This is a genomic window from Streptococcus sp. NCTC 11567 (genome assembly GCF_902141215.1).
Taxonomy (GTDB): Bacteria; Bacillota; Bacilli; order Lactobacillales; family Streptococcaceae; genus Streptococcus; species Streptococcus dysgalactiae.
In genome coordinates, this window is sequence record NZ_LR595857.1 from 252,916 (window position 1) to 275,818 (window position 22,903).

A 22,903-nucleotide genomic window follows, 5' to 3' on the forward strand; every position below is an offset into this window, starting at 1 on the left:
ACTATGGAAGCATTATTATCATTTATTCGAGATATTTTAAAAGAACCTGCATTTTTAATGGGCTTGATTGCCTTTGCAGGGTTGGTGGCTTTGAAAACACCTGCTCATAAGGTGTTGACAGGAACCTTGGGGCCGATTTTGGGATACCTTATGCTTGCTGCAGGGGCGGGTGTTATTGTGACCAATTTGGACCCTCTTGCCAAACTCATTGAGCACGGTTTTAGCATCACTGGCGTAGTGCCAAATAATGAAGCCGTCACTTCTGTCGCTCAAAAGATTCTGGGTGTGGAAACTATGTCCATCTTGGTGGTTGGGTTATTGCTTAATTTGGCTTTTGCTCGTTTTACCCGCTTCAAATACATTTTCTTAACAGGACATCACAGCTTCTTTATGGCTTGTCTCTTGTCCGCCGTGCTTGGAGCTGTTGGTTTCAAAGGAAGTCTTTTGATTATCTTAGGTGGGTTCCTCTTGGGAGCTTGGTCAGCTATTTCGCCAGCCATTGGTCAACAGTATACTCTGAAAGTGACTGACGGAGATGAAATCGCCATGGGACACTTTGGTAGTTTGGGCTATTACCTTTCTGCCTGGGTTGGTAGCAAGGTTGGCAAAGACAGTAAAGATACCGAGGACCTTCAGATTTCTGAAAAATGGAGTTTCTTACGCAACACCACCATTTCAACAGGACTTATCATGGTGATTTTCTACTTGGTGGCAACAGTGGCTTCTGTTTTGAGGAATGCTTCAGTAACAGAAGAATTAGCAGCAGGTCAAAACCCATTTATCTTTGCTATTAAGAGTGGTCTTACCTTTGCAGTTGGTGTGGCAATTGTCTACGCCGGTGTTCGCATGATTTTGGCTGACTTGATTCCAGCCTTCCAAGGTATTGCTAACAAATTAATTCCAAATGCTATTCCAGCTGTAGACTGTGCGGTATTCTTCCCTTATGCGCCAACCGCTGTTATCATCGGTTTTGCGTCAAGTTTCGTTGGTGGCTTACTTGGGATGTTGATTTTAGGAGTTGCAGGTGGTGTCCTGATTATCCCAGGTATGGTGCCTCATTTCTTCTGCGGTGCAACAGCAGGGATTTTTGGAAATTCAACAGGGGGTCGTCGCGGTGCGATGATTGGTGCTTTCGCTAATGGGTTATTACTCGCCTTCTTGCCAGCCATGCTTCTACCTGTACTTGGTAAACTTGGTTTTTCAAACACGACCTTTGGAGATGTGGATTTCGGTGTTTTAGGGATTTTACTGGGCCGCTTAGGAACGTCGATTGGTCAAATCGGTATTTACTTGGTGGTTGCTGTGCTTGCTATTGTATTGGTGCTTCCAAACTTTCTGTCAAAATCTCAAGAGGCCATCAATAATGTTTCAGAAGAAATCTAAAAGGAGGATATGATGACAAAAAAACTAAACGTTAAAGTCTTTTCAGACGGTGCGGTCTTAGAGACCATGTTAAAGGATTTACAAACAGGTTTGGTCACAGGCTTTACAACCAATCCAAGTTTGATGAAAAAAGCAGGCATCAGTTCTTACATTGGCTTTGCCAAAGAAGTGCTTGCCAAAATTACAGACTACCCAGTGTCCTTTGAAGTCTTTGCGGATGATCTCGCAAGCATGGAAAAGGAAGCTGAGAAAATTGCCGGTCTAGGTGACAATGTCTATGTGAAAATTCCAGTCACCACTTCAACAGGAGAATCAACCTGCCCCCTCATTCAAAAGTTGTCAGCCAAAGGCATTAAGTTAAACGTCACAGCCATTTTTACAATTGAGCAGACTCAAGCTGTGGTTGATCATTTAACCGCTGGAGTGCCAGCTATTGTGTCTGTTTTTGCTGGTCGTATTGCAGATACCGGCGTTGACCCAATGCCAATCATGGAAGAAGCTCTACGCATTTGTCGTCAAAAAGAAGGGGTCGAATTGTTGTGGGCTAGTCCTCGTGAAACTTATAATATCTATCAAGCTGATCAGCTAGGCGTGGACATTATCACTTGTACCACTGATTTGATTGCCAAGTTGCCTCTTCAAGGAAAAGATTTAGAAGACTATTCCCTTGAAACCGTGCAAATGTTTCTGAAAGACAGTACCAGCCTTGGCTTTAAAATTTTAGAGGATGCCAATCAGTAACGTTAGAAGACAAAAGCAGGTAGAAAAGCCTGCTTTTTGACTTTTTTCAAAGGTAATGAGACCTGCTTCGGATTTTTTAAGGACATTTCAAGAGATTGTGATCTGACAGTGAAATTTCTGCTATTTTATGGTAAAATGTAGCAGATACGTCGTTTGATACAAAGAGGAGCGTGTGACAAGCGTGGCAGGTTGCTTTTTGTAGCAAAACAACGTATAACAATTGAATCTAAGCAGAGAACAGGTACCTCTTTACCCCTCTGAAAATTAAAAGGAGAATATATGTCAAAACAAACCTTTACAACAACATTTGCAGGGAAACCCCTTGTTGTTGAAGTTGGTCAAGTCGCTAAGCAAGCCAACGGGGCAACCGTTGTTCGTTACGGAGAATCAACCGTTCTGACCGCAGCTGTTATGTCTAAGAAAATGGCAACGGGTGATTTCTTCCCTCTTCAAGTTAATTACGAAGAAAAAATGTATGCCGCTGGTAAATTTCCAGGAGGTTTCATGAAGCGTGAGGGACGCCCTTCAACAGATGCGACCTTGACAGCTCGCTTGATTGACCGCCCGATTCGTCCCATGTTTGCCGAGGGTTTTCGTAACGAAGTACAAGTAATTAACACTGTCCTTTCTTATGATGAAAATGCTAGCGCTCCAATGGCAGCGATGTTTGGCTCATCTCTGGCCTTGTCCATCTCAGATATTCCATTTAATGGACCGATTGCAGGTGTTCAAGTTGGCTATATTGATGGCGAGTTCATTATTAACCCAGATAAAGAACAGATGGAAGCGTCACTCTTAGAATTAACCGTTGCTGGTAGCAAAGAAGCCATCAATATGGTTGAGTCTGGTGCCAAAGAATTATCAGAAGACATCATGCTTGAGGCTCTTTTAAAAGGTCACCAAGCCATTCAAGAATTAATTGCCTTCCAAGAACAAATCGTAGCAGTTGTTGGTAAAGAAAAAGCTGAGGTTGAACTGTTACAGGTTGATGCAGACTTACAAGCTGATATTGTGGCTAAGTACAATGCTCAACTGCAAAAAGCTGTTCAAGTTGAAGAGAAAAAAGCGCGTGAAGCAGCCACAGAAGCCGTTAAAGAAATGGTTAAGGCTGAATACGAAGAGCGTTACGCAGAAGACGAAAACCTAGCAACCATTATGCGTGACGTGGCAGAAATCCTTGAACAAATGGAGCATGCTGAGGTGCGCCGCCTCATTACAGAAGACAAGATTCGTCCTGATGGTCGTAAGATTGACGAAATTCGTCCGCTTGATGCTGAGGTTGACTTCTTGCCAAAAGTACATGGATCAGGTCTCTTTACACGTGGTCAAACTCAGGCGCTATCAGTTTTGACTTTGGCACCAATGGGAGAAACTCAAATCATTGATGGTCTGGCCCCAGAGTACAAAAAACGCTTTTTGCATCACTACAATTTCCCACAATATTCAGTTGGTGAAACTGGTCGTTACGGAGCTGCAGGTCGTCGTGAAATTGGACACGGTGCCTTAGGTGAACGCGCTCTCGAACAAGTCTTGCCAAGCTTAGAAGAATTTCCTTATGCCATTCGTTTAGTTGCCGAAGTTTTAGAATCTAACGGTTCGTCTTCTCAGGCTTCTATCTGTGCTGGTACCCTTGCCCTAATGGCTGGTGGTGTGCCGATTAAGGCGCCTGTGGCAGGGATTGCCATGGGTCTCATTTCCGATGGGACAAATTATACTGTCTTGACTGACATTCAGGGTCTGGAAGACCACTTTGGAGATATGGACTTTAAAGTGGCAGGAACTCGTGAAGGGATTACAGCCCTTCAAATGGATATTAAGATTGCAGGGATCACCCCTCAAATCCTAGAAGAAGCTCTTGCACAAGCTAAAAAAGCTCGCTTTGAAATCCTTGATGTGATTGAAGCAACTATCGCTGAACCACGTCCTGAGTTAGCCCCAACTGCACCGAAAATTGACACCATCAAGATTGACGTAGACAAAATCAAAGTGGTTATCGGTAAAGGTGGCGAAACCATTGATAAGATTATTGCCGAAACGGGTGTCAAAATTGATATTGACGACGAAGGAAATGTCTCTATCTACTCAAGTGACCAAGCTGCCATTAACCGCACTAAAGAAATCATCGCTGGCCTAGTACGTGAAGCTAAGGTAGGCGAAGTTTACCATGCCAAGGTTATCCGTATCGAGAAATTTGGTGCCTTTGTCAACCTCTTTGACAAAACAGATGCACTTGTTCACATTTCTGAAATTGCTTGGACGAGAACAGCTAACGTGTCAGATGTCCTTGAAGTGGGTGAAGACGTTGATGTTAAGGTCATTAAGATTGATGAGAAGGGTCGTGTGGATGCCTCAATGAAAGCTTTGATTCCACGCCCACCAAAACCAGAGAAAAAAGAAGAAAAACATGACTAAATCAAATGAATTAGATATTCGCTTAAGAGCTTTTATCAATGCACCTGATAATTTTTTGGATAGTGTTGCCCTTGTCAACGCTTTCCATAATTTTCCTGTCTGGGCTGCTAAAGAACCCTACGTCATAGAGGTAGAAGGTGTCAAGGTTACCCCTATTTTTACCGATAAGGAAGATATGTTCCTCTTTAAAGAGGAACAAAAGAGTGCTCAAAGTCAGTATTGGCTGGAGCGTTCAGCTCTTGCAGTGCTAGAAGAAGTCATTACATCTGGTGCAGCTGGATTGGCTTTTAACCTTAAGAAAAAGGGAGATTTTGGGAATTCTACCATTTTCAAAAGCAGTGACATGATTCAATTTATGAACCATTACACCACTGTGTTAAATACGCTTATGAGTGATGACAATGTGGCGGCAGATACGATGGAAAAGGTTTACCTTGTTCCCGCCTTTGTTTATCCTAAAGATGATAACCATTACGACCGCCTTTTTCCTACCATGTCAACGCCTGAAGGAAAAAGCTATGTTCCCGCCTTTTCAAATCTTCAAAGCTTTGCGAAATGGTACAACCAAGACGATTTTGGAGGCCTTTTCAGGAAAGCTGAAGGAGTGATTCTGACTTGGACGATTGATGATATTTATCAACCAAGAAATGGTGAAAACGAGCTTGATGAGACTTTCGGAGTTGCTATCAACCCCTTTGATGACCAGCAAATTCTTGTTGATTGGTCAGATTTAGATCAAGCATAGGAGTCGCTATGGGTTGGTGGAAAGAAAGTATTGCTATCGTTAAGGCTCTGGACCCGGCTGCTCGTAGCAGCCTTGAAGTCATCCTTACTTACCCAGGCATCAAAGCTTTGGCTGCCCACCGCCTATCACACTTTTTGTGGCAGCACCATTTTAAATTATTAGCCAGGATGCACAGTCAATTCTGGCGGTTTTGGACACAGATTGAAATTCATCCCGGGGCACAGATTGCCCCTGGTGTTTTCATTGACCATGGTGCAGGACTTGTCATTGGTGAGACAGCTATCGTTGAAAAAGGCGTGATGCTTTATCATGGGGTGACCCTAGGTGGAACCGGAAAAGACCGTGGGAAACGCCACCCGACTGTTCGCCAAGGAGCCTTAGTTTCGGCTCATGCCCAGGTTATTGGGCCTATTGAAATTGGAGCTAATGCTAAAGTTGGAGCAGCAGCTGTTGTGTTATCAGATGTTCCTGAAGACGTCACAGTTGTAGGTGTGCCAGCTAAAATTGTTCGTGTCCACGGTCAAAAAGATAGTCTCCAAATCCAGAGTTTACAAGAACAACGAGAAACCTCTTACTACTCGTCAAAGTTATAGGTCAATTAAAAAAGACAGCTGATGACTGATGTGAAGAAGAATTTTTTTAACTTGCTAATGCTCTTGGCATGCCTTAAAATTTTTGAGGACTCCTTGCTGAGTGAGAGTGGGATTTGGCTAATGCTATCAGTCTGAGGATTTATTATCACTGTCTGGGAACTTTACAAAAATAGCAAAGAAGTCCGTTAAGCTTAGTTAATTGGACTGACCTTCACAGCTTGTGAAGGTTTTTCGTTAATAAAGGAGCATCATGAAAAAAGTAACAGTTGGCATCTATGTTATCATTGGTTTATCTATACTTGTGGCTAGTATTACGCTAATAGCCGGACTTGTCTTTTTGTTGAGACAAGAAATGGTTAAAGCAGTTGTTTACTTTATTTTGACTTTGTTCTGGCTCATCGGTCTTGCCATTAATATGAAACTATTACAAAAGTGGAATACCATTTCAGAAAAAGACTCAAATTACCAAGATGAGGACTAACGACACACCATTGAATAAGGAGTTTACATGATCAAAATTTATGATACCATGACCCGTTCGCTCCGCGAGTTTGTGCCCTTGACTGAAAAGACAGTCAATATGTACGTTTGTGGACCAACCGTCTATAATTATATTCATATTGGAAATGCTAGATCAGCGGTCGCTTTTGACACCATTCGACGTTATTTTGAATACGCCGGTTATCGGGTCAATTACATTTCCAATTTTACGGATGTGGATGATAAAATCATCAAAGCAGCTGCACAAGCAGGTGTTTCTCCAAAAGAGTTGTCAGATCGCTTTATTGCAGCTTTTATGGAAGATACCAAGGCGCTTGGTGTTAAACCAGCTACGCAAAATCCGCGTGTTATGGATTATATGACTGAAATCATTTCATTTGTCCAAGTACTTATCGAAAAAGGCTTTGCTTACGAAGTAGCTGGTGATGTGTATTTTCGGGTAGAAAAATCAGAGCATTATGCCCAACTAGCTAATAAAACCCTCTCAGAACTGGAAGTTGGAGCAAGCGGTCGGACAGATGCTGAGACAAGTTTGAAAGAAAACCCATTAGATTTTGCCCTCTGGAAATCAGCTAAGACAGGTGAGGTTTCATGGGATAGCCCCTGGGGATCTGGTCGTCCAGGCTGGCATATTGAATGTTCTGTGATGGCTACTGAAATTCTTGGTGACACCATCGATATTCATGGTGGTGGCGCTGATTTGGAATTTCCTCATCATACCAATGAAATTGCTCAATCTGAGGCTAAAACAGGCAAGACTTTTGCTAACTATTGGATGCATAACGGGTTTGTCAATGTCGATAATGAAAAAATGTCCAAGTCACTAGGTAATTTTGTGACCGTTCATGACATGTTACAAACCGTTGATGGTCAGGTTTTACGTTTTTTCCTTGCCACACAACAGTACCGAAAACCAATTAATTTCACAGATAAGGCTATTCGTGATGCGGAAGTCAATCTCAAATACCTCAAAAACACTTTCCAACAGACTCTGACAGAAACGGCAGATGAGCAAGAGCTAAAACGCTTTGTCACAGCTTTCCAAGACGCTATGGACGATGATTTTAACACAGCAAATGGTATTACCGTAGTATTTGACATGGCTAAGTGGATTAATTCTGGTTCTTACACTGGAATGGTTAAAGAAGCGTTTGAAAAAATCTTAGCCGTATTTGGGATTGTTTTTGAGGAGGAAGTTCTGGATGCGGATATTGAAGCTTTGATAGCCAAGCGACAAGAAGCACGCACAAACCGTGATTTTGCCACAGCTGATGCTATCCGAGATCAGTTAGCAGCTCAAGGCATCAAGTTGCTAGATACCAAAGATGGTGTGAGGTGGACACGTGACTAATCCAGTTGATGTGAATTTGATCAATGGCATTGCCTTAGCCTTTGAAGGGGATGCGGTTTATTCCTACTATATTCGCCGCCATTTGATTTTTCAAGGCAAAACGAAACCTAGCCAGCTACACCATTTAGCAACGAGATACGTTTCTGCAAAGGCACAAGCTAATCTGATTCAGGCTATGTTAGAAGCGCAGCTATTGACCGAAAAAGAAGAAGACATTTACAGACGTGGTCGCAACACCAACAGTCACACCAAAGCTAAAAATGCGGACGTGGTGACTTATCGGATGTCAACAGGATTTGAGGCCGTCATGGGCTATCTTGATATGACTGACCAAAAGGCTCGTTTAGAAGAATTGATTACATGGTGTATCACCTATGTGGAAAAGAATGCATAACCATGCGCGAGAGTTCTCCTAGGAGGCTCTCTTTCATTGTTTCAAAATAATCGTGTATGCTATTTTTGCTAGTGGCATAGAACTAATGATGATGACATAATATTGAGGAGGATTTAATGCAAGCTAGCTATTTAAAACCAATAGGAGCAGCCCTGTCAACAGGAATTGTCATGATGATTGCTGTGCTGATACATAATTTAACGCTAGGGACATTAGGAGTACTGGGAGCTTTTGCTTTTTTAGCTTTTCAAGACCGCTCGGTTTACTATAATGTCAAAGCTATTTCCTTACATGGATTGGCTTTATTAGTAGCGTTTCTCTTAGGAGCAAGCACAGCTTATTCCCCATGGTTACTGCCTTTTGTCACAGCTAGTTTGTCGTTTGGGGCCTTTTTAATCACTAAACTTTACCAGATTCCTAAGCCAGACTATTTTTTGTGTTAATGGTTTTTGCTACGGGTTACAATTTTCAAAAACCTCTTTATGAGATTCTAACCTATCATGTTTGGGGACTTCTTCTGGGAGTAGTGGTTTCCGTTATAGTAGGTGTTAAAATTTCACGACTGTTAAACTTACCTTTTTCCTTGTGGTCTTACGTCCCAAAAAGACTAACGTTAAAGCAGCGCTACCAACTCATGTTAACCAAGGACCCCACAGTTTTAGTAAAAGCTAGTCATTTTTCCAGCATTTTATTTGTCACCAGTTATATTGCCTACCTGTTAATTGATAAAGGAGGTTATTGGGTCTTAATTTCTTCAGCAGCTGTCTTGTCTGGTGAGCATCTAGAACACATCAAGAAAAGAACAATCGGACGTGTTCTAGGAACGATAGTCGGTATTGTGATTGGACTAGGTATTATCCAGCTTCATGTCAGTGTTACTTATCTGATTTTGCTGCTAGTCCTCTTTAATTTTTTAACCGAATACTATATGCCCAGACAGTATACGATTGCTAATTTCTTTACCAATCCTCAAGTGATTATTTTAATGGCGCTGTCGAATTCTTTTAGACATTCTGTCTTAACCGTTCGCTTTTTAGGTGTGTTCATAGGCAGTTTACTGACGCTTTTTATTATTCTTATTTTGGAATACGCCCTTCAAAGCATGATTGACCATAAAGCAACCATTAAAGAATGGGTTGACGACTAAAGAGAAGCTCTTTAAAGGTGATTCAGACTGAAGAAAAAGTCTACTCTCTTCAAAGTTATTATTTTTTATGATACTTGACTTAGGTAGCACGGACGGTAGCAACGCCTTACTAAATTTTTAACCTAGGTCTTAAAATCTCCGAACGCCAGAAATGTCATGTTTCTGGCGTTTTTGATTGGGCGTAACGTATGAGTTTGGATCCGCTTATGCCTCATAGAATGCAAACAGTGATACTATTTTTTGAGGACATGATAGACAAATTCTCTTAGAGGAACTTGTTGACTTTTTAAAGAAATAATTGTAATATATTTGAAATATTTTTAACAAAAAAGACACAAAACTATTGCAAAAATTTTCGAATAGATTATAATGAAAGAGTAAAAAAACGAAACACAGAGGAGACCCCTGTTATGACATCTATAAAAAAATCACTTGGATTAATCTCAACCACTTTACTTATAGCTTCTGTTTTATCTGTAAGCTCACCTTATGCTGTCTATGCAGAGGACAGTCAACCAGACAAGGTGACCGCAGAAACCAAAACTAATCAGGTTAATGTAGACGCAAGTATGCGTGGAAATGAACCGTATATTGACGCAACTATTGCGACCGAGCAACCGGTTAGTCAATCTGCTCAAGCAACTGTTATGCTTCAAGATGCCAATGGCAATACCATTACCAGCTGGGTTTATACCATGACACCAGGACAACGTCGATTTACAGCCTGGTTTGATTTAACTGGTCTAAAAAGCAATGATTACCGTGTTGCGGTGAGTGTTCAGGACAAGGAAGCGGTGACTAGTGGTCAATCGACAGCTGTTCATTTTGATCAGACTAAAGCTAAAAAATCCCCAACAAGCAATGACAAAAAGACCACAACACCCAACCAAAACAACCAGTCTACTGCTAGCACTACAACTGATGGGCAGCAGTCAGACTTGGCTTCAGGGACAAATGGCAATGCTAACCAGCAAATAACAAGAACAACCCAAGGGAATACTTCTCAAAAAGCAGCATCTGCTAAGGTTACTTCAGGTACTCACGAAGATAAAAACCAAGGCACTAAAATGTTAGCAGATCGAGAAGAAGAGAAGACGGAACCTAAAAAAGGATTTCCTTGGCTTTTATCAGGTTTAGTGGCAGTCGTTGCTTTGAGCTTGTTTCTTGTTATCCAAAAAGTCGCTAAGCGAAAATAAATGAGCTGACACATCTATTTTGAGGCATCCGTGGTATAATAAGAACTATGAAAGATAAAGATACTATTGAAACAAACGACATCGTTTATGGTGTCCATGCTGTGACAGAAAGTCTCCATGCTAATACAGGAAACAAACTCTATATCCAAGAGGATTTAAGAGGAAAAAACGTTGATAACATCAAGCGTTTAGCCACTGAGAAGAAGGTGTCTATTTCCTGGACCCCTAAGAAAACCTTATCAGAAATGACAGAAGGAGCAGTTCATCAAGGTTTTGTCCTTAGGGTATCAGCCTTTGCTTATACCGAGTTGGATGTGATTTTAGAAAAAGCAGAGCAAGAAGACAACCCTTTGATTTTGATTTTAGATGGTTTGACAGACCCTCATAATTTAGGGTCTATTCTGCGAACAGCTGACGCGACCAATGTGTGTGGGGTGATTATACCTAAACATCGTGCCGTCGGAGTCACACCGGTTGTTTCAAAAACGTCAACAGGAGCTGTGGAGCATGTTCCGATTGCCCGTGTAACTAATCTCAGTCAAACGCTGGATAAGCTGAAAGCAAAAGGATTCTGGACATTTGGTACAGACATGAATGGAACACCCTCGCATCGTTGGAATACCAGCGGGAAGTTAGCCCTGATTATTGGAAATGAAGGGAAAGGGATTTCGGCTAACATTAAAAAACAGGTTGATGAGATGATTACGATTCCGATGAATGGTCATGTACAAAGCCTAAATGCTAGTGTCGCGGCAGCTATTTTGATGTATGAAGTTTTCCGTAATAGACTATAACTAATGAAAAAACGTATTTTGTTAGTTGATGGTTATAATATGATTGCTTTTTGGCAATCTACACGTCAACTATTTAAAACCAATCAGCTAGATCAGGCACGTAACATACTTTTAACAAAGCTTAACCATTATGCCCATTTTGAGAATATTAACATTATTTGTGTTTTTGATGCTCAATATGTGCCAGGATTGAGACAGCGTTACGACCAATACAAAATCTCCGTTGTGTTTACCGAAGAAGAAGAAACGGCAGATGCTTACATTGAACGCATGGCTGCAGAGTTAAACACTGCGATTCACTTAGTAGAAGTGGCAACCAGTGATTTGAATGAACAGTGGACCATTTTCTCCCAAGGTGCCCTGCGAGTAACTGCTAGAGAGTTAGAGCAGAGGGTTAATACTGTCAAAGCTGATTTAGATAAAATGGCTCAGGCAATTGACTTAAAAACACCCAAACTGAGACCATTTGATCAAAGTCAAATGAATCAATTAAAAGACTTCATGACGCATTTAGAGGATTGATAGTTTTATACTCGCCAAGTGCGAGTTTTTTTGATAGAATAAGGCGATAATAATTTGATGTTCAAACTAAATAAGAACATCTAATGAGGAGAGACGCCATGACTTTTACTTTAATGACAGATTCCACTGCGGATTTGTGCCCTTCTTGGGCGGACGACCATAATATAGTTCTTATGGGATTAACCATTACATGTGATGGTAAGGTGTATGAAACGGTAGGGCCAGATCGCCTTAGGAGTGATTCTCTCTTGGAAAAAATGAAAGCAGGCAGTCATCCTCAAACCAGTCAAATTAATGTGGGAGAGTTTGAGGCAGTTTTCAGAGAGCATGCGAAGCATCAAAAGCCTCTTTTGTATTTAGCTTTTTCATCAGTCCTTTCAGGAACCTATCACAGTGCTATGATGGCTCGTGATATGGTGTTAGACGATTATCCAGATGCCGTGATAGAAGTTGTTGACACTTTGGCTGCTTCAGGCGGTGAAGGTTATTTAACGATTCTAGCTGCGGAAGCTAGAGATAGTGGCAAAACGATTAGCGAAACCAAAGTGCTCATTGAAGATATCTTACCTCGACTACGCACTTATTTCTTGGTAGATGATCTCTTTCATTTGATGCGCGGTGGACGGTTATCAAAAAGTTCTGCTTTTCTAGGTAGCTTGGCCAGTATCAAGCCTCTTTTGTGGATTGATGCAGAAGGGAAATTAGTTCCTATCGCAAAGATTCGAGGCCGTCAAAAAGCTATCAAAGAAATGGTAGCGCAAGTGGAAAAAGATATTGCGGATTCGACGGTGATTGTGTCTTACACCAGTGATCAAGAGGGTGCTGAGAAGTTACGAGAGCAACTTCTAGCACGTGAGGCTATTAGAGACGTACTTATGATGCCACTTGGACCAGTTATCTCAGCTCACGTTGGGCCAAACACCTTGGCAGTTTTTGTTATTGGGCAGAATCCCCGTTAATCAGTTATAAGGATTGAAGAGAAATCTTCAATTCTTTTTTGATACTTAAATCAATCAAAATGTAAAATATAGTTGACAAAATATCCAAAAAATTTTATACTATGTCATATAAGAGGTCGAAGGAGAAATAAATCATGCTTGATAGCAAACAAAATCTCGTTAAGTCGCAATGGGGTTTCATTGTCATAACAGCAGTGATGGATCTAGTTGTGATAGTAGCAACATTGCTGGCTACAACCAGTTTTCAACGTTATTTATTTGGAGGTGCAGCCGTTATATTGACTAGCTTTCTCATATTGTTGGTATGGGGACTAAAGACAGCGAAAAAGCTCCAAACGGGACTAGACAGCAAGGAAGTACTAGATTCTAAGGTAAAGGAAGATCAGAAGCTGCCCAAATATGATGAACGCCAAAAACAGATTCTTCTCAAAGGATACACTATTGGTTTTTGGTTTATGATTGTGGTTGTCTGGCTGTCACTCTTTATTAGCCGATTCACAGAGGGAGTGGTATCTGCAAGCTTCCTCTTTACGTTGGCTTTATGGGGAGGGTTGGCAGTTCAAACGACATATTGTAACCTCAACGGTGCTTCCCCATTTGTGGATAGGCGCTTTGGAAAACAAGGAGTACTGATAGGGACGATAGCAACAGGAATGAGCTTAGTCGTTATAGGCTTGGCAGTAAGAGAGATGATGACAGGACCGTTTAAAATGGGAAGCTTTTTCAAGGCTGGCGACAGTGGGTATCTGATGGTGTTAGGAATAACGCTTCTTAGTATGGGAGCTAGTATTCTCTATCGTCATTATCTAGATGCTAAAGAGGCAGATGAATGAAGAACCTCAAATTAAAAGCAGCGCGTGCAGGCAAGGATTTGTCTCAACAAGCTCTAGCAGATTTAGTAGGCGTCTCCAGACAAACGATTGCCGCTGTTGAAAAAGGTGATTACAACCCAACGATTAATCTTTGCATTGCCATTTGTCGAGTGCTTGATAAGACCTTAGATGACCTTTTTTGGGAGGTTGATGATACCCATTAACATCAGCAGAGCAGCTATGCCATTCCCCAAAAACGAAAGAAAAAATAATCCCCTCGTTGTAAAATGAAGTGCAACAAAAAAGACATGTTTGTCTGATATACTAGAATTCCCCAATTCAGTATGGAAAGCAGATGAACATGTCTAATATTAATTCTACCAGAAAATCCTCCTATTCTCATCTTTCAGCCACAGAACGGGGTGAAATTGCTGCTTATCTTAAAATGAGAGAGCAACCCGTTGATATTGCTCGACTCCTGGGTTGTCACTGTTCTACAATCTGCCGAGAAATAAAACGTTGTTCAGTAGAACAGGTAAAGGATAAGAATGGAAAACAAACCTTCTTCAACGCCTATTTTGCTGATAGTGGATAACGTGTCTATGAAACCAATCGTCAAAAGAGTTCTTACCTCAAATTGAATGGCTGCTCCGCTAGGTTCATTGCACAATTAGAATCTGCCTTGACGGCTAACATTCGTCTCCATAGTGTGGATAGTTTTGTTCAGACTTACAAAGTAAACCATCCTGAAGAAGTCGTCCCCTATACCAAAACGATTTATCGTTATATCAAAGAGGGGTTGTTAGCTATTAAACCAATCGATTTGCCTAAGATGGTTAGTATCAGAAAACGTTCTAAGAAAGTCATGAAGACGAATAAGAAGACTTTAGGTAAATCTATCGAAGAACGTCCAGAATATATTAATGATCGTTCTGAATTTGGGCATTGGGAGATTGATTTGATTCTCGGCAAGAAAACCAAAGGTGAAGCTGTTATGTTGACTTTGGTAGAGCGCCAGACACGCTATGCACTAGGAGTTAAGCTAGAAGACAAGCAGTCCCAAACCATTAACCGCGCTGTCACGCATTTCATCAGTCAGTATCCTATTGCATCCATCACAGCGGATAATGGTTCTGAGTTTAGTTTACTCTCAAACCTAGAAGCTGTTGACGTTTACTTTGCACATCCCTATTCTTCACATGAGAGAGGAACAAACGAGAACTTCAATGGCCTCCTCAGAGAATATGTCCCTAAAGGAATCTCACTTAATCCACTAACCTCTGAAGAACTTGACAATTATCTTACAGCCATCAATGAGCGCCCAAGACGACTTCTTCAATATCAATCCTCAACATTCCTGTTTGAGCTAGCCCGAACAGCTTAACCTCTGGAACTCTAGTTATCTATGAACTGGTTGCACTTGACTTGACAACTTGCGTGCCAAATTTCAAGTTGAAGTTAGCCAGTTTTAACATTTCTACTGGCGACTTGTAGTTGAAGAGTCGTTTAGGATAATGATTGATCCAATGTTCAATAGCAGCGACTTCTTTAGGGGTCGTTGTTTTGGTACCTTTAGGGAGCCATCTGCGAATCAGGCGATTATGGTTTTCGTTAGTGCCTCTCTCCCATGACGCATAGGGATGGGCATAGTAGATGTCACTTGCTGGAAAGACATCTGATAAGCGAGAAAATTCTGTCCCGTTGTCTGCTGTGATAGAGTTGACGGTGTAGTCTTTTAGAATCCCCGTAAGAGCTTCATTGACGGCTTGAGCAGACTTATCCGGTATTAATCGAATCAGCTGATGACGTGTTTTCCTGTCCGTTAGGGTGAGTAAGCATTGATTTTTAGCCCTCGTCAGAATGACTGTATCAATCTCATAATGCCCAGCTTCAAGACGCTGGTTAATGCTATCTGGGCGTTGTTCAATACTCTTTCCTGCGGGTTTAAAATAAGGACTGGCATGTTTTCTAGCCTGCTTAGCCTTTCTCGGATAAAGCATAGCCTCCTTACCAAGACTTAATTTCCCATGATGAATCCAGTAATAGATGGTAGATACAGGGACTTGAACTCTCTTAGCTTTAACTATCATCTCAGGGGAATAGTTCTGACGCATGTAGTGTTCAATAGCCGCCCTATCTTGCTTACGCTGTCTAATGGGTCTAACAGAACGCTTGCGATTTTCTTGATAGACCAACTGAGCATGTTGAGCAGAATAAACGGCTTCAAACTTTCCTTTACGAACTTGTTGCCTAACCAATTCTCCCTTGATTTCATTATGAATGGTCTGGGGGGCCTTACCTAGTAAGCGAGCAATTTCACGATTAGAGCAACCTTCCAGCTTCCAGCGTTGAATTTGCCGACGCTCATGGATTGTCAATTGTTTGCCTTTTGGTGTATAATAATCTTGCATCTTTTTGAGTTTCCTTGTGTTTGTGGTGAACTACAAGTATACCTCTTAGAGGTGCTTTTTTCATACCTAAAAAGTGGCTAAGTTCATTTTAGAAGTTTTCGACAACTTGCGAAGAAAAAATAATCCAATAAAAATAGCTAAAGCACTTGACTAGAGCCTGTTAAGTTTGATATTATAGTAGGCGGTATTGTTTACCCCATTTGAAAGGCCCCGGAACCTTCCAAATACCTTCGATGGGACGGAACACCCATCACCCTGTAAACAAATATTACGAATTCGTATAGGAGAAATCATGAACAAAACAACTTTCATGGCTAAACCAGGCCAAGTTGAACGCAAATGGTACGTTGTTGACGCAACTGATGTGCCACTTGGACGTCTTTCTGCAGTAGTTGCTAGCGTACTTCGCGGAAAAAACAAACCAACTTTCACACCACACACTGATACAGGTGACTTCGTTATCGTTATCAACGCTGAAAAAGTTAAATTAACTGGTAAAAAAGCGACTGATAAAGTTTACTACACTCACTCAATGTACCCAGGTGGTTTGAAATCAATCACTGCTGGTGAACTTCGCTCTAAAAACGCAGTTCGCTTGATTGAAAAATCAGTTAAAGGCATGCTTCCACATAACACTCTTGGACGTGCACAAGGTATGAAATTGAAAGTCTTCGTTGGCGGTGAGCACACTCACGCAGCACAACAACCAGAAGTACTTGACATCTCAGGACTTATCTAAGAGGAAAGGAGCATTAAATAATGGCACAAGCACAATATGCAGGTACTGGCCGTCGTAAAAACGCTGTTGCACGCGTTCGTTTGGTTCCAGGTACTGGTAAAATCACTGTTAACAAAAAAGATGTAGAAGAATACATCCCACATGCTGACCTACGCTTGATCATCAACCAACCTTTTGCAGTTACATCAACTGAAGGTTCATACGACGTTTTCGTAAACGTTGTTGGTGGTGGTTACGGTGGACAATCAGGTGCGATCCGTCATGGTATCGCTCGTGCGCTTCTTCAAGTAGACCCAGACTTCCGCGATTCATTGAAACGCGCTGGCCTTCTTACACGTGACGCACGTATGGTTGAACGTAAAAAACCAGGTCTTAAGAAAGCACGTAAAGCTAGTCAGTTCTCAAAACGTTAAGAACGGCTTTACATCAACGTTCACAAGCATTTTGCAAGTCTCTTGCAAAGTGCTTTTTTTGTCGTTTTTTGTTTTTGATACCTTTTTTGATACCGTGTTGGAAAAACTTCTACATCTTTTTTGACTGTTATTTTGCTTTGAGATAGTCCGCAAATTGTTTGATGGACCTATCTTCTCCGTTATTTGTTGAATGGCTATAGGTGTCTAAAGTCATTTGACTACTTGCATGACCTAGCCTTTTTGCTGTATTTACTGGGTCAACTCCAATCTCAATCATCAGGGTTGCATGGGTATGCCTGAAACCGTGAGGACTGATTTTCCTTAAGCTATGTTTCCGGATAATTCGTGATAGAACATTGTTGATATAGTCTGCATGCAGTGGCTCTATTGAGCCTGTACGTGTGCAGTAAGTGAATATAAAATCTTGCTTGATAGAAAGGGGTGCAACTGCTAGTTGTGCCTTTTCTTTTTGATTTATGCTTTTCCATTCTTGCAGAATAGAGATAGTCTCGCTGTCTAGCTTAATCTTTCTTACTGAGAAATCATTTTTAGTGCTTTTTTCGATTGCCTGTCCGTCTAATCGTCCTAAGCTTTTATTGACGCTTAGTGTCTCACTCTGAAAATCTATATCAGCCCATTTAAGAGCGTATAGCTCGCCTTTCCTTAAGCCACTGTAGGCTAGTAGCCTGAACAGTGCATAATGCTTGTAAGGCTCTTCTTGAAGCACTATGGCTAAAAACTCTTGAAGTTCCTGAACTGTCCAATAGTTTTCTATCCGTGTCTTTTTCCGCTTTGGCATAATGATTTCTGTCATAGGGTTATGCTTAAGCAGTTTCATCTTGATTGCAAAATCAAAGACCTTCCTAGTATAAGACTTGATTTGCTTGATATTCTTGAATACCTTAGCTTTTTCTGTGATGAAGTTCTGGCAGTCTAGGGGGGAGATTTTGCTTATAGACAATTCTCCCATGACTGGCAGAATGTGAAGTCTAAACATATCAAGGGTGCGTGAAGCAGTTGTTGGCTCTACCGTATCTTGATAGGCTTGATACCATTTCTCGAACACCTCTTGATAAGACTTCTGAGAAGGCTTGATAAATTCTTCTAGTTTTCCTGAAGCCTTAAGATAAATGAGCCTAGCTTCGTAGTCTTTGGCTTCCTTTCGAGTACGAAAGCCACGCTTGATATGGTCTGCACGTTGACCGTCTTTTGTCATGTAGACCTTGACTAAATATAAATAGCCATTTTTGGCTTTTTTACTTGGGTATTTGTGAATGGACACTGTAATTTCTCTTTTATTTTTCTAAGGTTTCGGAGCTTATAAAATAAAGAAACTTGCTGTCTATTCTATTTCCAAGATTTAAATATAGGGATACCTTGCTCTTTCCATTTCTTCCTTGTCTGTTCCAATCGTTCTTTTCTTCTTGGTTCTTTTTCCCAAGCTTCCCATAGAAAATGGTACTCGCTATTTTTATCACTGCTTCTGTTTGCTAGTGCTGGAATATCATCAAAACGATTCTTGATAACATCTTTGATAAATTCAATGACTGCTGGAGGATATTTTCCTTCATACAGAAAGTCAATGTATGAGTCTAAAACCTTTTTATTAATAATATCATTCATGATGTCTACATTTTCTTCCAGATATGGAGTTGAGGTCAAAAGCATATCAAGTGTCTTTCGACCTTTAATTTTTTCAATGATACCTTTTGCAATCCCCTCTCCAGCAAAATCTAGTATCTGTCTATTGTCATCAAGCCCTAGCAAGTAAGGGACGGAGACATCAAAGTAGTCGGCAAGGATTTTAGCATTCTCTTTTTTGGGATGTCTGACTTGTCGCTTATATGCTGATAAAGTTTCGTAATTGATATTGGTCTCTCTGCTAATTTCTTTCAATGTTTTGTTGCTTGCATCAATCAGCTCTCCAATTCGATTTGGAAATTTTTGGAATGGATCTATACTGTTCATTAGTTACTCCTCGGGTATTTTTTAATATATTTTAACACTATTGTACAAATTTGTACATAAAACACTTGACTTAGTACAAAAATGTATGATAATATTGATTTACGTACAAATAAGTGCGTTTCGGAGCTTATAAAATAGAGAAAGGGGTCAGCTATGGCTTACACACTAGAAGAACGAGAAACGATTGTCCGTTATGATGAAATGGATAACTGTTGGTATTTTGAGAGTAATGTTAGGAAACACATTACTAAAATCATGAAAACTATCGATAGTTGTCAGATTTTAGGTCAAGAGAAAGAAGACGACCGCATTATATGGATTCATGCTAAATTGACAAATCTTGATGATTATATGGTTTCTCCATTTGTTCGAAAACGAGTTAAACGTGAAATGACTGAAGAACAAAGAGAGGAGGCAAGGAAAAGAATGGCAAGATTACATTCTAAGTCTGAAACGTGATTCTACAATCACAAATAACAGATTAAAAATCTTCTCTGGTATATTTACCCTAGGAAGATATTTAAATTCTGAAACGCTTATTGTAATCAAGTGTTTCAGAGCTTAAAAACGATTTTAACAAAAAGGAGAACTCAAAATGACAGAAGGATTTACCATTCAGCTCCCCAAAGTAACTGAAAAGAAGTTACTGGCTCGCTATGACACTATGGTTCAAAAAGCAATAGAAAAAGCCCTTGAGGACAAAGAGCTATATAAGCCTATGGTTCGTATGGCTGGCTTGTGCCGTTTTTTAGATGTCTCAACGACAACTATTGTCAAATGGCAAAAGGCAGGCATGCCACATATGGTTATTGACGGAGTGACTCTGTACGATAAGCGCAAGGTCGCTCAATGGCTACAACAATTTGAAAGATAGGAAATTTGGCATGGATAAAAATAATTTAGAAGACTTGACAGGAAAAAAGATACTTAGAAATGGTTTTGGTGGTCTTCGTTTGGAATATGGGACAATCTTTCTTGATGTTGGATTGTTCACTTATATTGTGCTGATACTATCAATATTTTTCTTTTTAGTTGAACGTTGGTTTTTGGGAGCTTTAACTTTTGTGTTGCATGTTCCCTTGCTTCTACTTGGGATATGGTGTGGAGAGAGATAGGAGGTAAGAACTATGGACTATGATAACGACAGCTATCTTATCCCGAAAGTTTTACTGCAAGATGATTTCTACAGTAGTCTATCTGCGAGAGATATTTTAGTCTATGCTGTCTTGAAAGATAGACAGATAGAAGCTCCTGAAAAAGGTTGGATAGATACTGATGGCAGTATATATCTAAATTTTAAACTGATTGAATTAGCTAAAATGTTTTCTTGCAGCAGAACGACAATGATAGATATTATGCAACGACTGGAAGAAGTTAATTTGATTGAACGAGAAAGAGTAGATGTTTTTTATGGCTACTCTTTACCCTACAAAACCTATATCAACGAGGTATAAGCAATGATAAAGATTTATTTTGGAAAAGATATAACACTTAACCAAGCTATTCAGTCGCGATTGGATAGCTATCAGATTGACTATCAAGCATTCTCAAGCAAAGATATAGATGCTAAAACACTGATGGAATGGCTATTCAGGTCGACCGATATATTTGAATTACTAAGCACTAAGATGTTGAAATACAAGCTGAATACACAAATTACCCTCAGTCAATTTGTTCGAAAGATTTTAAAAGATGTCAATAGCACCTTGAAGCTTCCCATTGTTGTGACAGATGAGGTTATTTATTCGAACATGTCCCTTGACTATGTGACGGTACTCTTGCCAAAAGAATATCGGAAAATTGAAAGAATTCAGCTGATGAGAAAGATGGAGCAGTTAGATGAGGGACGTCTATTCTGGAAAAACTTTGAATTGTTCCGTAAGCAATCAGAGCTACGTTGGTTTGAACTGAATGAGTTACTGTTTGCTGATGTGTCCGACGATTTAGGAGAAATCAAAAAAGCTAAAGACCGTTTCTTTAGCTACAAGAAAAATAAACAGGTACCTCCTAATGAGATTATCGAAAAAATCCTCAAAATATTTTTGGTTGACCGAGAAGACTTTTTCAAAAAATCTGTGTTGGATTGACAAAATTTCTAGTCAAAAATATTTATGAAAATAACTATGAAAATATTTTGAAAACAGAGATTTGAGGTCAGATTTATTGGGGTTCTGAAAAATTTATAACAGGGCGCCCTCTAACAGCCCGCTATGTGCACATTTGATGTGCATTTACTACACCCGTTTTTTGGCAAGTTTGGCTGGAGCAAAATGAAAATGGTTCGACTCCGAAGGGGTCGGCTCGGGGTTGCTCCCCCGAGAATGTCATTTTACGTAGGCCTTTACGCAGTCAAAAAAATTGGCGCCGATAGGCGACCAAGAAAAGAAAGGAGTCTTGTTTGGAATTAAAAGTCAGCTTAGACAATATTACGATAACAGCTTACATCAAATCATACAAGCTCCTAGGCTTAAAAAGATTGGTTGAAGGTCATACAGCTATTATTATTCAAACTGCTATGACTGATATGTTCAGAGCTTACACAAAGGATGGAGGTCAAGTTGTGCTCCACATGGAATATGACAAAATAAAAGGACAAGCCTTTAATGCTCGCCCTTTCCGTTTGGAGTTCAACCCTAATAAACTCCGTTCAGTAGATACTGAAATTATAGACACTATTATACCATATCTTGAAGATATTTCAATATCTCGTGCTGACTTAGCTTTTGATTTGTTTGAGGTTGATTGTAGTGAGTTTGTGCTAGAGAAAAAAGGGCGCCCCACTGCGACCAAAGAATTTCGTTCAGATACTGGAAAACTAGAAACGAAGTATTTAGGTGCTTCTCGCTCGGAAAAACAGGTTAGGCTGTATAACAAGAAAAAAGAGCAACTAGAAAATGGGACTGACAAAGAAAAGGAATTTGCAAGTCAATTTAAGCATTGGTGGCGATTGGAATTTCAGTTAAGAAGTCGTTCAGTTGAGGAGATATTCGAGGTTATCAATACTGTTGTTTTTAAACCATTCAAATTTGAAGGTTTACCTGTTGAAACTCAGATCTATCTTGTAGCTCTTACACGAGATAAAAATCTCTGGAAGCAACTACACAGAAACACACGAGCAAAATACAAAAAGATTTTAGAAACCTATCAAACATCAGATATTGATTATTTAGGTTTGCTGAAAGACTTGTTGAAGCATGAAAGACTAAGACTAGAAAATCAGCTCGCTTATTATGGGGGTAGGATAGACAAAAATAGCTTTCAACCCTTTTGTTGAAAATTCAGTATTATCAAGGAGTTACGAGGTCAAAAATGAGAATAAAAGATTATGCTGATAGTCTAGGAGTTAGTAGCCAATCTATCTATAAACGCATACGCTCTCCAAAATATAAAGAAAGGTTGAAAGGTCATTTATACCGAGACAACCAAAAGGTTGAAAATCTTGATTTGATAGGCATTAAGATACTTGAAGATTATCATTTTGAGAATGATGTCATTGAACTGGAAAAAACGCTGGGTGATATTCAAGAAGAATTCGAGCAAGAAAAGAAGGGAATGCAATATCGGATAGATAGACTAGCTGATAAGTTAACTCCTTTACTTGAGGATAACCAAAACTTGGTACAAAAAAATTATGAGTTACTCAACTATGTTCGGAGCTTGGAACGACAGAAGCTATTACTGATTATTGCTTTAGCTGTCATGGTAATCACTTTATTAGTGGCAATATGGCTTGCCATCTTTTGATGGCAATTGTCGGACAATGCGAAGCGTCCGACCAAGGGCACTGCTTAAGTGCCCTACTCGCTTCGGCGAGTATAATCG

Annotated in this window: 28 protein-coding genes and 1 pseudogene; 26 read left to right on the forward strand and 3 right to left on the reverse strand. The window is 40.2% G+C overall.

The annotated features are described in order from the left end of the window. Nucleotides 1-3: 3 nt before the first annotated feature. From FQT67_RS01375 to FQT67_RS01460, 17 genes and pseudogenes are all read left to right on the forward strand, one after another. The gene (locus FQT67_RS01375; RefSeq protein WP_002994557.1) at nucleotides 4-1,383 is read left to right on the forward strand and encodes a PTS ascorbate transporter subunit IIC; all 1,380 of its coding nucleotides are present in this window, start codon (nucleotides 4-6) and stop codon (nucleotides 1,381-1,383) included. A gap of 9 nt (nucleotides 1,384-1,392) precedes the next feature. Next, on the forward strand, nucleotides 1,393-2,124 hold the full coding sequence (locus tag FQT67_RS01380) for a transaldolase (RefSeq protein WP_143936359.1): 732 nt from the start codon (nucleotides 1,393-1,395) through the stop codon (nucleotides 2,122-2,124). Between the two features lie 279 nt (nucleotides 2,125-2,403). Next, nucleotides 2,404-4,536, forward strand: coding sequence for a polyribonucleotide nucleotidyltransferase (gene pnp, locus FQT67_RS01385; protein ID WP_046177202.1), 2,133 nt, complete (start codon nucleotides 2,404-2,406; stop codon nucleotides 4,534-4,536). Next, a complete protein-coding gene (locus tag FQT67_RS01390; protein WP_046177201.1) occupies nucleotides 4,529-5,281 on the forward strand; it encodes an SseB family protein in 753 nt (250 codons plus the stop codon). The genes pnp and FQT67_RS01390 overlap by 8 nt, the downstream gene beginning before the upstream one ends. An 8-nt stretch (nucleotides 5,282-5,289) precedes the next feature. Further along, nucleotides 5,290-5,874: a serine O-acetyltransferase gene (cysE, locus tag FQT67_RS01395; protein ID WP_003061544.1), complete on the forward strand. Its 585-nt coding sequence runs from the start codon at nucleotides 5,290-5,292 to the stop codon at nucleotides 5,872-5,874. A gap of 250 nt (nucleotides 5,875-6,124) precedes the next feature. Beyond that, nucleotides 6,125-6,355 (forward strand): hypothetical protein, encoded by a 231-nt coding sequence (locus FQT67_RS01400; protein WP_003062212.1) that lies wholly within the window; start codon nucleotides 6,125-6,127, stop codon nucleotides 6,353-6,355. Between the two features lie 27 nt (nucleotides 6,356-6,382). Next, a complete protein-coding gene (gene cysS / locus FQT67_RS01405) occupies nucleotides 6,383-7,726 on the forward strand; it encodes a cysteine--tRNA ligase (protein WP_046177200.1) in 1,344 nt (447 codons plus the stop codon). Next, nucleotides 7,719-8,120 (forward strand): Mini-ribonuclease 3, encoded by a 402-nt coding sequence (locus tag FQT67_RS01410; protein ID WP_003061211.1) that lies wholly within the window; start codon nucleotides 7,719-7,721, stop codon nucleotides 8,118-8,120. Before cysS ends, FQT67_RS01410 begins: the two co-directional genes overlap by 8 nt. A gap of 116 nt (nucleotides 8,121-8,236) precedes the next feature. Then, entirely contained in the window at nucleotides 8,237-8,563 is a 327-nt protein-coding gene (locus FQT67_RS01415; RefSeq protein ID WP_022554199.1) for a hypothetical protein, read from the forward strand. Next, the gene (locus FQT67_RS01420; protein WP_046177199.1) at nucleotides 8,563-9,267 is read left to right on the forward strand and encodes an FUSC family protein; all 705 of its coding nucleotides are present in this window, start codon (nucleotides 8,563-8,565) and stop codon (nucleotides 9,265-9,267) included. The genes FQT67_RS01415 and FQT67_RS01420 overlap by 1 nt, the downstream gene beginning before the upstream one ends. Nucleotides 9,268-9,677: 410 nt before the next feature. After that, complete coding sequence (locus FQT67_RS01430) at nucleotides 9,678-10,463, forward strand: hypothetical protein (protein WP_046177198.1); 786 nt, start codon at nucleotides 9,678-9,680, stop codon at nucleotides 10,461-10,463. Between the two features lie 47 nt (nucleotides 10,464-10,510). Continuing rightward, a complete protein-coding gene (gene rlmB / locus FQT67_RS01435; protein WP_003059560.1) occupies nucleotides 10,511-11,257 on the forward strand; it encodes a 23S rRNA (guanosine(2251)-2'-O)-methyltransferase RlmB in 747 nt (248 codons plus the stop codon). A 3-nt stretch (nucleotides 11,258-11,260) separates the two neighbouring features. After that, complete coding sequence (locus tag FQT67_RS01440) at nucleotides 11,261-11,779, forward strand: NYN domain-containing protein (RefSeq protein ID WP_003049554.1); 519 nt, start codon at nucleotides 11,261-11,263, stop codon at nucleotides 11,777-11,779. 98 nt (nucleotides 11,780-11,877) lie between these two features. Continuing rightward, nucleotides 11,878-12,738: a DegV family protein gene (locus tag FQT67_RS01445; protein ID WP_003059562.1), complete on the forward strand. Its 861-nt coding sequence runs from the start codon at nucleotides 11,878-11,880 to the stop codon at nucleotides 12,736-12,738. A gap of 134 nt (nucleotides 12,739-12,872) precedes the next feature. Next, nucleotides 12,873-13,571 carry a hypothetical protein gene (locus tag FQT67_RS01450; protein WP_046177197.1) on the forward strand — a complete coding sequence of 233 codons (699 nt, stop codon included), beginning with the start codon at nucleotides 12,873-12,875 and terminating at the stop codon, nucleotides 13,569-13,571. Beyond that, the gene (locus FQT67_RS01455; RefSeq protein ID WP_003049560.1) at nucleotides 13,568-13,774 is read left to right on the forward strand and encodes a helix-turn-helix transcriptional regulator; all 207 of its coding nucleotides are present in this window, start codon (nucleotides 13,568-13,570) and stop codon (nucleotides 13,772-13,774) included. Before FQT67_RS01450 ends, FQT67_RS01455 begins: the two co-directional genes overlap by 4 nt. A gap of 137 nt (nucleotides 13,775-13,911) precedes the next feature. Beyond that, nucleotides 13,912-14,934: pseudogene (locus FQT67_RS01460) on the forward strand (IS30 family transposase). A 19-nt stretch (nucleotides 14,935-14,953) separates the two neighbouring features. Here FQT67_RS01460 and FQT67_RS01465 read toward each other — a convergent pair. After that, complete coding sequence (locus FQT67_RS01465; protein WP_143936360.1) at nucleotides 14,954-15,961, reverse strand: IS30 family transposase; 1,008 nt, start codon at nucleotides 15,959-15,961, stop codon at nucleotides 14,954-14,956. A gap of 292 nt (nucleotides 15,962-16,253) precedes the next feature. Here FQT67_RS01465 and rplM point away from each other — a divergent pair, with 292 nt between their 5' ends. Then, a complete protein-coding gene (gene rplM / locus FQT67_RS01470; RefSeq protein ID WP_002982710.1) occupies nucleotides 16,254-16,700 on the forward strand; it encodes a 50S ribosomal protein L13 in 447 nt (148 codons plus the stop codon). Nucleotides 16,701-16,720: 20 nt separating this feature from the next. Next, nucleotides 16,721-17,113 (forward strand): 30S ribosomal protein S9, encoded by a 393-nt coding sequence (gene rpsI / locus FQT67_RS01475; RefSeq protein ID WP_002982716.1) that lies wholly within the window; start codon nucleotides 16,721-16,723, stop codon nucleotides 17,111-17,113. Nucleotides 17,114-17,240: 127 nt separating this feature from the next. Here rpsI and FQT67_RS01485 read toward each other — a convergent pair whose 3' ends face one another. Together FQT67_RS01485 and FQT67_RS01490 are read right to left on the reverse strand one after the other, a co-directional pair. Next, complete coding sequence (locus tag FQT67_RS01485) at nucleotides 17,241-18,395, reverse strand: tyrosine-type recombinase/integrase (RefSeq protein ID WP_046177568.1); 1,155 nt, start codon at nucleotides 18,393-18,395, stop codon at nucleotides 17,241-17,243. Between the two features lie 65 nt (nucleotides 18,396-18,460). Then, the gene (locus FQT67_RS01490) at nucleotides 18,461-19,081 is read right to left on the reverse strand and encodes a helix-turn-helix domain-containing protein (RefSeq protein WP_001084319.1); all 621 of its coding nucleotides are present in this window, start codon (nucleotides 19,079-19,081) and stop codon (nucleotides 18,461-18,463) included. A 153-nt stretch (nucleotides 19,082-19,234) separates the two neighbouring features. On the opposite strand from FQT67_RS01490, the gene FQT67_RS01495 reads away from it, so the two are divergent. From FQT67_RS01495 to FQT67_RS01530, 7 genes are all read left to right on the forward strand, one after another. Continuing rightward, a complete protein-coding gene (locus FQT67_RS01495; RefSeq protein ID WP_046177567.1) occupies nucleotides 19,235-19,540 on the forward strand; it encodes a hypothetical protein in 306 nt (101 codons plus the stop codon). 136 nt (nucleotides 19,541-19,676) lie between these two features. Further along, a complete protein-coding gene (locus FQT67_RS01500; RefSeq protein ID WP_000134670.1) occupies nucleotides 19,677-19,955 on the forward strand; it encodes a hypothetical protein in 279 nt (92 codons plus the stop codon). A 10-nt stretch (nucleotides 19,956-19,965) separates the two neighbouring features. Then, the gene (locus FQT67_RS01505; protein ID WP_000360142.1) at nucleotides 19,966-20,196 is read left to right on the forward strand and encodes a hypothetical protein; all 231 of its coding nucleotides are present in this window, start codon (nucleotides 19,966-19,968) and stop codon (nucleotides 20,194-20,196) included. A 12-nt stretch (nucleotides 20,197-20,208) separates the two neighbouring features. After that, a complete protein-coding gene (locus FQT67_RS01510) occupies nucleotides 20,209-20,535 on the forward strand; it encodes a replication initiator protein A (RefSeq protein WP_000384270.1) in 327 nt (108 codons plus the stop codon). Nucleotides 20,536-20,538: 3 nt separating this feature from the next. After that, the gene (locus FQT67_RS01515) at nucleotides 20,539-21,168 is read left to right on the forward strand and encodes a hypothetical protein (RefSeq protein ID WP_046177566.1); all 630 of its coding nucleotides are present in this window, start codon (nucleotides 20,539-20,541) and stop codon (nucleotides 21,166-21,168) included. 311 nt (nucleotides 21,169-21,479) lie between these two features. Then, the gene (locus tag FQT67_RS01525; RefSeq protein ID WP_000421240.1) at nucleotides 21,480-22,355 is read left to right on the forward strand and encodes a hypothetical protein; all 876 of its coding nucleotides are present in this window, start codon (nucleotides 21,480-21,482) and stop codon (nucleotides 22,353-22,355) included. A 35-nt stretch (nucleotides 22,356-22,390) separates the two neighbouring features. Then, nucleotides 22,391-22,825: a hypothetical protein gene (locus FQT67_RS01530; RefSeq protein ID WP_001220479.1), complete on the forward strand. Its 435-nt coding sequence runs from the start codon at nucleotides 22,391-22,393 to the stop codon at nucleotides 22,823-22,825. Nucleotides 22,826-22,903: the final 78 nt, after the last annotated feature.

Coding starts and splice junctions, on each gene's coding strand:
- FQT67_RS01375 (WP_002994557.1), top strand. CDS start 4: ATGGAAGCATTATTATCATTTATTCGAGATATTTTAAAAGAACCTGCA.
- FQT67_RS01380 (WP_143936359.1), top strand. CDS start 1,393: ATGATGACAAAAAAACTAAACGTTAAAGTCTTTTCAGACGGTGCGGTC.
- pnp (WP_046177202.1), top strand. CDS start 2,404: ATGTCAAAACAAACCTTTACAACAACATTTGCAGGGAAACCCCTTGTT.
- FQT67_RS01390 (WP_046177201.1), top strand. CDS start 4,529: ATGACTAAATCAAATGAATTAGATATTCGCTTAAGAGCTTTTATCAAT.
- cysE (WP_003061544.1), top strand. CDS start 5,290: ATGGGTTGGTGGAAAGAAAGTATTGCTATCGTTAAGGCTCTGGACCCG.
- FQT67_RS01400 (WP_003062212.1), top strand. CDS start 6,125: ATGAAAAAAGTAACAGTTGGCATCTATGTTATCATTGGTTTATCTATA.
- cysS (WP_046177200.1), top strand. CDS start 6,383: ATGATCAAAATTTATGATACCATGACCCGTTCGCTCCGCGAGTTTGTG.
- FQT67_RS01415 (WP_022554199.1), top strand. CDS start 8,237: ATGCAAGCTAGCTATTTAAAACCAATAGGAGCAGCCCTGTCAACAGGA.
- FQT67_RS01420 (WP_046177199.1), top strand. CDS start 8,563: ATGGTTTTTGCTACGGGTTACAATTTTCAAAAACCTCTTTATGAGATT.
- FQT67_RS01430 (WP_046177198.1), top strand. CDS start 9,678: ATGACATCTATAAAAAAATCACTTGGATTAATCTCAACCACTTTACTT.
- rlmB (WP_003059560.1), top strand. CDS start 10,511: ATGAAAGATAAAGATACTATTGAAACAAACGACATCGTTTATGGTGTC.
- FQT67_RS01440 (WP_003049554.1), top strand. CDS start 11,261: ATGAAAAAACGTATTTTGTTAGTTGATGGTTATAATATGATTGCTTTT.
- FQT67_RS01445 (WP_003059562.1), top strand. CDS start 11,878: ATGACTTTTACTTTAATGACAGATTCCACTGCGGATTTGTGCCCTTCT.
- FQT67_RS01450 (WP_046177197.1), top strand. CDS start 12,873: ATGCTTGATAGCAAACAAAATCTCGTTAAGTCGCAATGGGGTTTCATT.
- FQT67_RS01455 (WP_003049560.1), top strand. CDS start 13,568: ATGAAGAACCTCAAATTAAAAGCAGCGCGTGCAGGCAAGGATTTGTCT.
- FQT67_RS01465 (WP_143936360.1), bottom strand. CDS start 15,961: ATGCAAGATTATTATACACCAAAAGGCAAACAATTGACAATCCATGAG.
- rplM (WP_002982710.1), top strand. CDS start 16,254: ATGAACAAAACAACTTTCATGGCTAAACCAGGCCAAGTTGAACGCAAA.
- rpsI (WP_002982716.1), top strand. CDS start 16,721: ATGGCACAAGCACAATATGCAGGTACTGGCCGTCGTAAAAACGCTGTT.
- FQT67_RS01490 (WP_001084319.1), bottom strand. CDS start 19,081: ATGAACAGTATAGATCCATTCCAAAAATTTCCAAATCGAATTGGAGAG.
- FQT67_RS01495 (WP_046177567.1), top strand. CDS start 19,235: ATGGCTTACACACTAGAAGAACGAGAAACGATTGTCCGTTATGATGAA.
- FQT67_RS01500 (WP_000134670.1), top strand. CDS start 19,677: ATGACAGAAGGATTTACCATTCAGCTCCCCAAAGTAACTGAAAAGAAG.
- FQT67_RS01505 (WP_000360142.1), top strand. CDS start 19,966: ATGGATAAAAATAATTTAGAAGACTTGACAGGAAAAAAGATACTTAGA.
- FQT67_RS01510 (WP_000384270.1), top strand. CDS start 20,209: ATGGACTATGATAACGACAGCTATCTTATCCCGAAAGTTTTACTGCAA.
- FQT67_RS01515 (WP_046177566.1), top strand. CDS start 20,539: ATGATAAAGATTTATTTTGGAAAAGATATAACACTTAACCAAGCTATT.
- FQT67_RS01530 (WP_001220479.1), top strand. CDS start 22,391: ATGAGAATAAAAGATTATGCTGATAGTCTAGGAGTTAGTAGCCAATCT.